Genomic DNA, 12,596 nt, shown 5'->3' with positions numbered 1-12,596 from the left:
GAAAACGTATCGGAGTTATGATGTAGTCATAAGAGTTACTGATAGGCGGGTGAATGATCATGAACGGAAAAATATTGCTGCTCTCCGGGCCGTTCGGGGAAGGCCACAAGCAGGCGGCTCAGGCGCTGCTGGAAACGTGCCGGCTGACGAGGCCGTCGGCGGAAGCGGTCACGGTCGATTTCATGGAGTGGACCTTGCCGCGGCTGCATGGCTGGAGCAAGGCGGTGTTCCACCAGGGCGTGCAAAAATTTCCTTCCGTATACGGATATTTGTTCCGGAGAACGAAAAAACCTTCGGCCTTCTCAACGTTAACCGGACGGCTGCGCTGGTACGGGCTGAAACGGATCGCGAAGCTGCTTGCGGAAGTGAAACCTTCCGTAGTCGTCAGCACGTTTCCGCTGGCGGCGGCCGCGATGTCGGCGATGAAGTTGGCGGGGCTGACCGATGTGCCGACCGTAACGGTCATTACGGATCACACCGATCACAGTTACTGGGTGCATCCGGGCACGGACCGCTACGTCGTCGGCTCGGAGAAAGTGAGATCCGGGCTGCTCGAGATCGGAGTGCCGGACTACCGGATTACGGTAACCGGCATACCGGTACGGCCTCCGTTCTGCACGGGAGGCTCGTCATGCGAGCGTCCGGCGCTGAGAGCGAAGCTCGGCTTGCGTACGGATATGCCGGTGCTGCTTATGATGGGCGGCGGCTACGGGATGATGCATGAAGGCATGGTCCGGCTGATGGAGGAAGAAGCGCGAAAGGGCACTTCGCAGGTGATCGTTGTCTGCGGCCATAACGAAAAACTGCGAACGAAGTTGGAGGAGCGGCTGAATGCCGCCGTACCCGGCCATGGCGTGAGGCTGACCGGATTTGTCACCAATATGGAAGAATATATGGCCGCTTCGGACCTGATCGTTACGAAGCCGGGCGGTCTGACGACCACCGAGGCGATCGCGATGCGGCTGCCGATAGTGCTGTTCCGTCCGCTGCCGGGTCAGGAGGAGGACAACGCCGACTTCCTGACGGAAGCGGGGGTGGCGGTTCGCGCCCGCGTGGAGAGAGAGCTTGTGGCCGTTGTGGGCAAGCTTCTCGATGAACCGGAGCGCCTTGCGGCCATGAGAGCTCATGCGGAACGGCTTCATATGGAGACTTCGTCGTTTCACGCGCTCGACGCCATCTTCTCGGCCCGGCACATTCCGCTGCCCCGGTGGGAAAATTCGGTGGTTCACTCGGTTTACGAGAACGCGCATTAACCGGGCGGCTGTCCCTTACACATCCGGAGATTGGGCATATACTGGGAACTGAGACGTGAAGACGAACACGATGGGAGCCGTTGGATATGCCGATCCGCTCGGAAGCTTTGCTGGTGTTGATCCTTTTTGTGCTGCTCGTCATCGTTCTGGTCGTATTCGCTTCTTAGCCGGAGTAGGGACGCCAGGTAAAGCTGCAGGTGAAAGCCGCTTGATCATGCAGATGATCGGGCGTTTTTTTTTATCACCGTACTAATGCGGAGAAGGAGGCATCTCCTTGTCGGGTCAGCAAGTATCGCAAGTTGCTCATTGCGGGTGGCCGTTTGGACTTTTTGCCCTGCTACGCTTCAAGCGGGAGGGAGCCGATAGGAGCGTTTTGTACTTGTTATTTTGTGCGAAACCCGCTTGGATGGGGAAATAAGAGCGGTTCGGGACTGTTAAAATCGGCGAAAACCTCGTTCGTTTCCCTATACCGAAAATAGAATATGACAAAGACCCTTATCTTGTGATAGGGACGCGGGCTCGTAGGCACTTCGCTCTAGCGAAGCCACACACGTCTTGTCGCAAGTTCGCAAGAAAGGGAGTTGCATTTACGGCCTCCTCTGAAGTCGAGTTGTTCCCCCGAAACCTCATCAACGAGCGGCTGCAGCCCAGGCACGCATTCCGCCCGCTAACGTATGGGTGTGCACGTCAAAAACCGTCCGGACGCCTTACCGGACGGCTTTCTTATGGTTCTTCCGAATTAAAAACCTTTGTATTGCGGCTCCTCGTTTTCCAGTTGTTGAACGCGTGCATTAACCTGATCGACGACTTGCTGGGTTGTTTGCGCACAGTTCTGGAATACCGATTTGGCCTCCTGATTTTGAGTGCTCAACGCAAACTGCTCCAGGCTCGCCTGAGCGCTCTTGAGCGACGCGAGGCATGTTTTTACATCGGATGCTACGGTCATGGGTTTCACCTCCCTTTTTATTAACAACACTACTATTCCCAAAAGACGGCATCTCATTTATGTAAAAAACTGTCACGAAAGGAGATCGTTGCTCTAACTAATAATAACTAACGTCGTCTGGATACAACCTTTGATCGACCTAAGGTAATCTGGATTAAAATGGAAAGTCCAAAACTAAACGAAAGTAACGGTGAGAATGATGCCGCCATGGATTGAAATTGCTTGGAGATCCGCTTGCGCCGTTGTAGTGCTGTTCGCATTGACCAGATTGCTCGGGCAAAAACAGCTGTCACAATTGAATTATTTCCACTACATCGCAGGCATTACGATCGGCAATATCGCAGGTTTTATTTCACTTGAAATTGAAGCTCATTTCTTGTTGGGCGTTACCGGAATTCTAGTTTGGACCTTCCTTCCGCTTTCGCTGGAATGGCTGTCGTTAAAAAGTAAGTCCATTCGGGATATAACCGACGGACAAGCTACGGTATTAATCAAGGAAGGCAAAATATTGGAAGATAATTTGAAAAAAGTGCGGTTTACTTCGGACGAATTGCTTGAGGAGCTGCGCAGAAAAGGGACGTTTCGCGTGGCCGACGTCGAATTCGCCGTACTGGAGACCGACGGCGGCGTCAGCGTGCTGTTAACGAAAGAAAACCAGCCGCTCACCCCCAAATCGCTCGGTGTGAAGGTAGCCAACGAAAGGGAACCGCAGACCGTTATTATGGACGGCACGATTATTGACGAGCCGCTGGCGACTGCGGGACTTAGCCGCGGATGGCTGGCGGCCGAGCTGGAGAAGCTAGGGGTAGCGCTGGAGAACGTTTATTTGGCTCAGGTGGATACGTACGGGCAGCTTACGGTCGATTTGTACGACGATAAACTGAAAATCCCAGAGCCGAGTCAAAAAGATTTGCTGTGGGCGACGTTAAAAAAATGCGAAGCCGATCTGGAGCTGTTTGCGCTGTCGACCGACGAGTGGAAAGCCAAACGGTCGTACGACCAGTGCGCCGCATCGATGAAAAGCGTGCTGGAACGATGCGAGCCCTTCTTAACGCGATAACAGTCCGAAATTACCGATATGAGGAGAGATACGCATGGCAACGATGGCCGCGAAAAAGAAAAAGCTCACTCCCGTTCAGCAGGAGTACCAGACGCTCGCCAAAAAGAAGGAGCCCCCGAGACCTCTCGTCAAAAATTGCGTGCGAGCTTTCGTGGCCGGAGGCGTGATCTGCGTAATCGGGCAGCTGCTGACGGAAATGTTCATTCACTTCTTCGGTTTCACCGAAAAAACGGCGGGCAGTCCGACGGTGGCCGTACTGATCTTTATTTCGGTCGTATTGACGAGCCTGGGCGTGTACGACAAGCTTGCCCAGTGGGCCGGAGCCGGTACGGCCGTTCCGGTAACGGGCTTCGCCAACTCAATGTGTTCGGCCGCGATCGAGCATCGCAGCGAAGGGCTCGTTCTCGGAACGGGCGGCAACATGTTTAAGCTGGCCGGTTCGGTCATCGTGTTCGGGACGGTGGCCGCGTTTATCATCGGGATTATCCACATGCTGCTGGATTGGGGAGGGTTTTGACATGCTGACGGGACATCAGACGTGGAAATTTCCGACCCCGCCCGTCATCCTGTCGACGGCTACGGTCGTCGGCCCGGACGAAGGGGAAGGGCCGCTGGTGAACGATTTCGACATCGTGCACGGAGACTTGATGCTGGGGCAGGACAGCTGGGAGAAGGCGGAACGCGTGCTGCTCGAAGAATCGACCAAGCTGGCCGTGGAGAATGCCGGTTTGACGAACGGGGATATCCAATGTTTCGTCGCCGGAGATTTGATGAACCAGATCATCAGCGCTACGTTCGCCGCCCGCACGTTGTCGGTTCCGTATCTGGGCGTATTCGGCGCCTGCTCCACCTCGATGGAAAGCCTGGCGATCGCGTCGCTGCTGGTCAGCTCCGGAGCGGCCAATCATGCGCTCGCTGCGACAAGCAGCCATAACTGTACGGTGGAGAAGCAGTTTCGTTACCCGACCGAATACGGGTCGCAGAAGCCTCCTACCGCTCAATACACGGTGACCGGCTCCGGAGCCGCCGTACTGGGCCGGGAAGGCCGAGGACCGCGTGTAACGTCCGCCACGATCGGGCGCGTCGTCGATATGGGGATTACCGACCCGTTCAACATGGGAGCCGCGATGGCGCCGGCGGCGGTGGATACGATTGAGGCGCACTTGCGCGATTTGAATATCGAGCCGGGGTATTACGATATGATCGTAACAGGCGACCTGGCTACCGTCGGGTATTCGATCGCGAACGAACTGTTCGAGAAGCATCGCATCCCGATGCATCAAACAAACTATTACGATTGCGGCCTGCTCGTGTACGACGTGAATACCCAGGACGTCCAGGCCGGAGGCAGCGGCTGCGCCTGTTCGGCGGTCGTCACCTACGGACATTTGCTGAAAAAGATTAAAAGTGGCGAGATGGACCGGCTGCTCGTCGTCGCTACCGGAGCGCTGTTGTCCCCGCTTTCTTTTCAGCAAGGGGAGAACATTCCTTGCATCGCGCACGCGGTCGCCATCGAAAGCGGAAGGAGAGGCTGAATATGAATCTCATGCAGTTTGTCTGGGCGTTCGTCATCGGCGGCGCCATATGCGTGATCGGCCAGCTGCTGATGGACGGCGTCAAGCTGACGCCGGCTCATACGATGAGCACGCTCGTCGTGGCCGGTGCGGTCGTGGACGGTATTGTGATCGGCAACAAAAGCTTGTACGACCGGTTCATCGAATTTGCCGGCGCCGGTGCGACCGTGCCGATTACGAGCTTCGGCAACTCGCTTGTGCACGGAGCTTTGCAGGAGTACAAGCTTCACGGTGCGACTGGCATCATTACCGGGATTTTCGAGGTGACGAGCGCCGGAGTGTCGGCCGCGATTATTTTCTCCTTCCTCGCCGCAACCTTTGTCAAACCCAAAGGATGAGGGCAGCGGAGGAACAAGCCGCACACTTCATAGGAGAAGGAACAGCCGACTCCTGCAAGATCAGGCTATATGCTGCGGATGGATCTGGGTTTGGCGATCAGCCGGCCTGTTTCCATACAGCGGATAAGCCCCGATTTTGCAGGAGTGCGGCTGGTTTCTTTTTATGGGCACAACTGGAAAAAAGTCCTGAAAGGTGCTTTGATGCATAATTGAACTCGTGGTATAATTAAATCTGTTTTAAATAAAACCTAAATCGCTTTCAACTGATGATAGTTAGCTAGATATAAAAGAGTAATCCATTCGGGTGGACGGGGAGAAGAAACCTATGGGGAAATGGTTGGGGATCGCGGCTTCATATTTCAAAAAACGATATATGCTGCTGCTGCTTACCGGATGGCTCGTCCTCTTTATGGAGTCGATTAGCCGGAATCAGATTTGGGGCGCGCTGTCATGGAGTTTTTTGCATATTCCCGCTTTTGTGCTGAATGCCGTATTCATATTCGGCGCTTTGCTCGTACTCACTTCCGTGACCGGAAGAATGAGGCTTTCCTACTGGCTGGTCTCCGCCACGGGTTTTACGCTGGCCCTGATCAGCGGCGTCAAGCTGAAGATGATCGGAATACCTCTGCTGCCCTGGGATTTCGTGCTGACCGGAGAAGCGAGCGATATGGTGGAATATTTAAAAAATATTTTCACCGTCCAGCTTGTCACCGATGTGGTCATTTTCTTCGCGGTCAGCTGGCTGCTACTGTATAGAACGAGTCATGTCGTGAAAGTGATCCGCTGGAAAGAACGGCTTGCTTTTGCGCTGCTCGCCGTCTTGTTCGTCGCTGTCGTGTATTGGGACAAACCGTTGCCGGTCAAAGCGGCGTTCGGGATCGGCCCCATCCCTTGGGACCAGTCGGAGCATGTGGGAACGAACGGCCTGCTGCTCGCCACCGTTCTGAATCTCGACTATATGAACGTGAATAAAATGGAAGATTATGACAGTGAAAAAATATCTGCAATTGTGACGGCCGGAACGAAGCCCGCTCTTCCCGAATCCTCCGTCAAGCCAAATGTGATCGTCGTGCTCAGCGAATCGCTGTGGGACCCGACGCAGCTGACAACCGTCAAATTCAGCGAGGACCCGATGCCTTTCCTGCACGAGCTCCAGCAAAAAACGGCTAGCGGCTCGCTGCTCTCGCCCCAGTTCGGAGGCGGAACGGCGAACGTAGAGTTCGAAGTGTTGTCCGGCAACTCGATGCGGTTTTTGCCGCAGGGAACGATTCCGTACAACCAGCACATCACGCACGGAATCGATTCGATAGCGAGCATTATGAGCAGGAAGCACGGTTATCATGCGACCGCAATCAGCCCTTATCACAGATGGTATTTTAATAGCGATAAAGTGTATCAGAACTTCGGGTTTTCCCAGTATATATCGCTCGAGTTTTTTAATCCGGTGTACGAAGGACCGTATATCGCGGACAGCGAAGTCGCTAAAATCATTATGGACCAAACGGAAAAAACGGCTGGGCGGGATTTCGTTTTCGCCAATACGATGCAAAATCATTTTCATTATTACCCGGGAAAGTTTAAGGAAAATACGATCAGCGTGGAAGGCGATATCCCGGAAGATACGAGAGGGATACTGGAAACATACGCGCAGGGCGCAAAGGGCGCCGACGATATGCTGAAAACGCTGGTGGAGCACTATCAACGCTCCGACGAGCCGACGATCATCGCATTTTTTGGCGACCATCTGCCGTATCTGGGCGACGATTACAAAGCATATAAGGACACCAAGTGGATTACCGGCGAGAACGATCCGGACTTCCTGAACAAGATATATCGGACGCCGCTCGTCGTCTGGAGCAACTATTTGCCCGAACAAAAAGAAAAGCTTAATATGAGCCCTTCCTTCCTAGGCCCGTACCTGCTCGACAAGGCGAAGCTGTCCGGCAATTATTACACCGATTTTTTGCTTGAGCTGTCGAAGAAATATCCGGTCATACCGCCGCAAAATTATTATGCCGAGATGAAGATCGATTTCGCCGACATCAAACGGTACGAGATGCTGCAGTATGACATTATGTTCGGGGAACGGTACGCCTACGGAGATCTCAAGAGCAAGATCGTCAATCCGAACTTTGTTCTCGGCCTCGGGCCGATGCGGATCGAGCTGGTTACGCCCGATAAGATCAAAGCCGGCAAAGAGACGGAGATCACGGTCAGAGGCGCGAATATTCCTGCGCTTGGCGTTGTCTGCGCGAACGGAAAGGTGCTGCCGACAAAGCCGGATGAGACCGGAGCGTTAATCGCGAAGCTGCCGGCGGACGCGTGGAAGTCCGGAACGGTAGATCTGCAAGTCAAAGTGATCGACAGCAAAGAGATTATCGTGGCCGAATCCGCCGTCTACAAGCTGCAAAGCGAATCCAAATAATATCCGAAAGAGCCGATCGTCCGCAAGCGGATGCCGGCTCTTAATTTTAATTTGCGCCATGATGCTGCTTTGCGGGGGTGTAATCCTTTCTGATCTTTATGCGAACGGAGATCCTATTACGTCGAGGGAGCCCAGGACGTACACCCTGGCGCGGACTTGGTGTACGTTCTAATAAAAAGTAAGCGACTAACTGAAACTTTTGCCGGTTGGAAACGTATACATTATGATGCGAAAACCGTTGTACGGAATGAGAGTAAAGCAGCCTGCCTTCGAACAGTCAGACACTTTTTTCTAACGTCCGGGGACTATACGCGGTTTTTCAATTCTTGTAGAATAGAATAAGCAGCTTTGTAAGAAGGTTTCCGCCCGCCTTCCAGGGGCGTCGAAACGGCTTTGAAGCGGGGAACGCTTCACTCGAACGGAACTACGGATCATGGAGAGGAGCAGGACGATATGGATGCACCTGTCATGGAAGATTTTACCTTATTGAAGCAGCTGAAGACAAATTTGGAATCCTGCATTCTGGGCAAACAGGCCGAAGTCGAATTGCTGTTAACCGCAGTGCTCGCCGGAGGACACGTACTGCTCGAAGATGTGCCCGGAACCGGAAAAACGGTTCTCATTAAAGCGTTAGCCAAATCCGTACAAGGACAGTTCCGCCGCATCCAGTGCAACCCCGATTTATTGCCGACGGATATTACCGGAGTCGCGATTTACCATCCGAAGGAAGAAACGTTTATGTTCCGGCCTGGTCCGGTTATGACGAATATTTTGTTGGCCGACGAGATCAACCGCGCTACAACGAAGACCCAGTCGGCTTTGCTGGAAGCGATGGAGGAGCACAGCGTCACGGTCGACGGAGACTGCCATGCGCTGCCTGAGCCGTTCATCCTGCTGGCTACGCAAAACCCGATCGATTTCGAAGGCACTTACGTGCTTCCGGAAGCGCAGCTCGACCGGTTTATGATGAAATTCAGCCTTGGCTATCCGGATCACGAGACGGAGAAAAAGATGCTGTTCTCCCAGGCAAGCGGTCATCCGCTTGACAGGCTGGAGCCCATAGCCGATGTAGGACGTATAACCGATCTGCAGCAAAAGGTAAGACAGGTGCATGTCGACGATGCCGTTGCCGACTACGTCGTGTCCATCGCCCGGAAGACGCGCGAGCATTCTTCCGTATTTTTGGGAGCGAGCCCACGCGCGACGATCGCCCTGCTGCAAGCCTCCAAGGCGTTTGCGTACATACGCGAACGGGAGTACGTCATCCCCGACGATATTAAATTTTTGACCCCATACGTGTTCGGACACCGGATGATTTTACACTCCGAAGCAAGAATCGAAGGGATGACCGTAGAATCGGTTCTCCAGTCGATCTTCCAGCAGGTGAGGGTTCCCGTCCGGCTCGAGAAATAACGGGTTACGCGCGGAAATGGGGTGAGCGATAAACGATGTGGATTTTTGCCAGATATTCAGCCCGCTTCTGGGGTATTTTCTCCTTGTTCGCTTTCAGTCTTCTGTTTTTGCTGTTCCAGGGCGGAAAGCTCGCTTTTATGGTTTTCATTATCGTCGCCGCGTTATGCCTGTATTTGGCGTTAAGCCGCTGGAGCGGCATATCCAAAACCGAGGGCAGCCGGTCCTTGCTTAACAGCGAGCACGAAGCCGTCGTCGAAGCAGGGACGTCGCTCGCAGTCAAAATCGATGTGCATATTCCCGGCCTGTGGCCGATTCCTTACGTATCGATCAAGGACCACCTGGTCCGCCGGGGCGGGGAGGAGCACGTGTTCGAGACATTCCTGATCCCCGACTGGAAGCGCCGCGGGGAAGTGTCCTATCGGACGCCGCCGCTGCGCAGAGGCTATTACCATTTCGGAGATACCGATTGCGCAACCGAAGATATTTTCGGCTTATTCCAGCACCGGGGACGGCTGGAGATGCCGCATACGTTCGGCGTCCTTCCCCAAAAGACGCATATCCGCGACTGGAAGCAGCTGCACCAGCTGTTCCGCGGCATGCACCACCATTCGGCAACGACCCGCTCCCATCGGGAGACGACGCAGATCAACGGCGTCCGTGAATACATTTACGGGGACCGGTTATCGCGGATTCACTGGAACGCGACGGCTAAGACCGGGACGTGGAAATCGAAGGAGTTCGAACGGGAGTCTTTGCCGAAAACCGTCATTCTGCTCGACCGGAACATCCGCGCTTATCGCAGCAAGGAGCATTTCGAGCTGGCGGTATCGATCGTCGCCTCGCTGATCGATTACGGCGCGAGCCGGGACTTGGCGCTTGGGCTGCTGTCAGTAGGCAAAAACTCCAAATATTTCGAACCGAAGCTGAGCGCGAGCCATCAGAAAACGATTATGAACCATCTGATCGACGTCGAGCCGGACGGCCAGCACGCGCTGATCGATGTGCTGAGAGACCGGGCGCGTCTGTTTATGCCGGGCGTGTTTTTTACGATCGTATCTCCCCAGTATGGCGAGACGATGATTCAGTCGTTGTCCTGGATCGAGCAGCGCCAGATGAACCCTTGTCATATGTGGGTCGCTAGCGACGTCCCGTCTGCCGACCAGGAACGCTGGAAGCGGCAGCTGCAGACGACGGGAACCATGGGATACGCCGTCGCCTCGCTCGACGAGCTTGCTCTTGCGCTGGGAGGACGGTGACCTATGGATAATCAACGCTGGTGGAGCAGGCTGCTGCTCCAGGACTGGGCGGACCGGATGACGGCCGTGCTGACGGGGTTGTTCCTGTTTCAGTTCGTCCTGTGGATCGAGAAAGAAAATCAGGTTTGGCTGCCGGAGACGGTGCGGATCGTCGAACTGACTTTGCTTGTCGTTCTGGCGGTAGAACTGTTTCCGAAGCTGATCTGGGCCGCGCGCCGCCTGCTGCAGATCGCCCTCGTCTTCTGGGTGACGGGGGCCGTAACCGGCTTCGTAACGCAGTGGCCTGCTCCCGTTAAGTTTCGCGAGCTTGGCGGCGTGCTTGCCGACAATTTCATGCAGCTTGCGCCTTTTATCTGGTTCGCCCTGGCGGCGTGGCTGGTCGCGCTGGTCGCCAATTGGTGGCTGAAAGCCAAGTGGCGGATTATGGTTGCGCTCGTGTTATCGGTATCCATATTCGCCATTCGCGATTCGTTCAGCTATCTGGTTTTGTGGAAGCAAGTGGCCATTCTTATTTTTTGCGGCCTGTTTCTGCTGGTGATCCGCCACTTTGCCGGACTGAAGAGAAAAAATCCGGTCGGCTGGTCCCACTTGGCCGAATATCCCGCTTACATTGCGCTTCCGATCATTATGCTCGTGTCGCTGGTTATTTTCCTCGGCACGCTCGCTCCGGATGTCCGTGCGATCATGACCGACCCGTATACGCTGTGGAAAAATATGCGGGGCGAGCAAATAACGGTATTCAATAAAGGGTTCAGTACGAGCTCCGTGCTCGGCGGCGATTCCTCGTCGGGCTACAGCCGCAACGACTCGACGCTTGGCGGCGAATTTTCGTTCGACTACACGCCGGTGTTGTCGATCTCGACCACGCACCGCAGCTATTGGCGCGGCGAGACGCGTTCGCTGTATACAGGCAAGGGCTGGATCGTCAGCGATATCGAGCGAAGAACTCCGCTCGTGCCGGCGGCGCTGGAAGCGGAGCTGCCCGAGGACGCGCGGCTGGCGCCGACTCAGCTCAAGACGGTGGAAGTGACGCAGACGGTAACCGTGCTGAGCGAAGCGGACGAGGAGTACCCGGTGCTTTTCGGAGCGTATGCGGTCGATAAAGTGCAGTCGGTCGTCCGCAGCGGTGGCAACGTAAATCTGGCACCGCTCCAATGGTCGCCGCGTCTGGCCGAGCTGCGCTGGAACGGAAGCGCCAGACAGGCTTACCCGGAGACGTACACGGTTACGTCGCAGGTGCCGATCATCGAGGAGGCCGAGCTGCGTAAAGTGCCGTCCGTCCTGACGAGCCGGGTCGGACTTGAGGAGTATTTGTTTTTGCCAGAAACGCTGCCTAACCGGGTGAGAGATCTGGCTTTGCAGGTTACGCAGTCGGGAACGAACATGTATGACAAAGTGAAGCTGCTCGAGCAATATTTGTCGACCACGTTCCCTTACACGAACACGCCTGATCTGGGCAAGGGCCGGAGCCGCGATTTCGTGGACCGCTTCTTGTTCGAGATCAAGGAAGGGTACTGTGACTATTATTCGACGGCGATGGCGGTTATGGCCCGCTCGCTCGGCTTCCCCGCCCGCTGGGTAAAAGGGTATACGCCGGGGGCAAGCGCCTTCGATCAGGCGATGCTCGGGATCGAGGAGGAACTGCTTAACCCGGACGGAGCCGGAGATTACACGGTACGGAATTCGGACGCCCATTCCTGGGTCGAGATTTACTTCCAGGGGTACGGCTGGATTCCGTTCGAGCCGACGGCCGGTTTTGCGCTTCCGCTCTTCGCCGAGGAGGAAGAGATCGTTACGGCTCCCGTAACGGAATCGTCGACCGATACGCCCGATTCGGCTGCCGGAGACAGCCGCGTGATTCCTGTTGCGGTCGGTACCGGAGCAGGTGTGCTCGGAATCTCGATTCTGGCCGGGATGTTGTGGGTAAACCGGAGGAAGTTTACGTTCATGCGGACGTTCAAGCCGCTCGGACGGAATCTGGACGCGAACCAGAGGGCGGTACTCGAGTTCGAGAAGCTGATCCGGTACGCCAGACGCAAAGGGTATTCGCGCTCAGACCACGAAACGGTCAGGGAGATGGCGGAGCGCTGGATCGTCAAAGACAAATGGCTGCAGAAAGATATGGAATCGCTGCTGCTGCTGTTTGAGAAAGCGAAATACAGCGACGCCCGTATCAGCGAGGAGGAGCTCTCGGTCTTCTCGCGGACGGTCCATAAGCTGAGGGAACAGATGTAAGCGAACGTGCAAGAAGCCGGCAGGAACGACCAGCGTCGTTTCCGCCGGCTTTTTCTGGATCGGGGAGCGCTCAGCGGGCGGGATACCGGTGGTGAA

11 protein-coding genes are annotated in these 12,596 nt (G+C 55.2%); 10 read left to right on the top strand and 1 reads right to left on the bottom strand.

The window, feature by feature from the left end:
* Window positions 1–59 precede the first annotated feature (59 nt).
* Together AC3Y2E_RS03955 and AC3Y2E_RS03950 are read left to right on the top strand one after the other, a co-directional pair.
* Entirely contained in the window at window positions 60–1,253 is a 1,194-nt protein-coding gene (locus tag AC3Y2E_RS03955; RefSeq protein ID WP_379207364.1) for an MGDG synthase family glycosyltransferase, read from the top strand.
* Between the two features lie 55 nt (window positions 1,254–1,308).
* Window positions 1,309–1,506 carry a hypothetical protein gene (locus AC3Y2E_RS03950; RefSeq protein WP_379207362.1) on the top strand — a complete coding sequence of 66 codons (198 nt, stop codon included), beginning with the start codon at window positions 1,309–1,311 and terminating at the stop codon, window positions 1,504–1,506.
* Between the two features lie 486 nt (window positions 1,507–1,992).
* On the opposite strand, the gene AC3Y2E_RS03945 is transcribed toward AC3Y2E_RS03950, so the two are convergent.
* Entirely contained in the window at window positions 1,993–2,199 is a 207-nt protein-coding gene (locus AC3Y2E_RS03945) for a DUF1657 domain-containing protein (protein ID WP_190932348.1), read from the bottom strand.
* A 199-nt stretch (window positions 2,200–2,398) separates the two neighbouring features.
* Between AC3Y2E_RS03945 and AC3Y2E_RS03940 the strand changes: the two genes are divergently transcribed.
* The 8 genes from AC3Y2E_RS03940 (at window position 2,399) to AC3Y2E_RS03905 (ending at window position 12,500) form a co-directional block, all read left to right on the top strand.
* Window positions 2,399–3,259 (top strand): DUF421 domain-containing protein, encoded by an 861-nt coding sequence (locus AC3Y2E_RS03940; protein WP_379207763.1) that lies wholly within the window; start codon window positions 2,399–2,401, stop codon window positions 3,257–3,259.
* A 34-nt stretch (window positions 3,260–3,293) separates the two neighbouring features.
* Window positions 3,294–3,776, top strand: coding sequence for a stage V sporulation protein AC (gene spoVAC, locus AC3Y2E_RS03935; RefSeq protein WP_379207359.1), 483 nt, complete (start codon window positions 3,294–3,296; stop codon window positions 3,774–3,776).
* A 1-nt stretch (window position 3,777) separates the two neighbouring features.
* Entirely contained in the window at window positions 3,778–4,794 is a 1,017-nt protein-coding gene (gene spoVAD / locus AC3Y2E_RS03930; protein WP_379207357.1) for a stage V sporulation protein AD, read from the top strand.
* Window positions 4,795–4,805: 11 nt separating this feature from the next.
* Window positions 4,806–5,171: a stage V sporulation protein AE gene (gene spoVAE, locus AC3Y2E_RS03925; RefSeq protein WP_190932367.1), complete on the top strand. Its 366-nt coding sequence runs from the start codon at window positions 4,806–4,808 to the stop codon at window positions 5,169–5,171.
* Window positions 5,172–5,496: 325 nt separating this feature from the next.
* Entirely contained in the window at window positions 5,497–7,596 is a 2,100-nt protein-coding gene (locus AC3Y2E_RS03920; protein ID WP_379207355.1) for an LTA synthase family protein, read from the top strand.
* A 453-nt stretch (window positions 7,597–8,049) separates the two neighbouring features.
* Entirely contained in the window at window positions 8,050–9,009 is a 960-nt protein-coding gene (locus tag AC3Y2E_RS03915) for an AAA family ATPase (protein ID WP_379207353.1), read from the top strand.
* A 35-nt stretch (window positions 9,010–9,044) separates the two neighbouring features.
* On the top strand, window positions 9,045–10,265 hold the full coding sequence (locus AC3Y2E_RS03910) for a DUF58 domain-containing protein (protein ID WP_379207351.1): 1,221 nt from the start codon (window positions 9,045–9,047) through the stop codon (window positions 10,263–10,265).
* 3 nt (window positions 10,266–10,268) lie between these two features.
* Window positions 10,269–12,500: a transglutaminase TgpA family protein gene (locus tag AC3Y2E_RS03905; RefSeq protein ID WP_379207348.1), complete on the top strand. Its 2,232-nt coding sequence runs from the start codon at window positions 10,269–10,271 to the stop codon at window positions 12,498–12,500.
* Window positions 12,501–12,596 lie beyond the last annotated feature (96 nt).

The sequence above is a fragment of the Paenibacillus sp. MAH-35 genome (assembly GCF_058135425.1).
The sequence above is the reverse complement of the archived record's forward strand: the minus strand, read 5'-3'. Positions and strand labels throughout refer to the sequence as shown.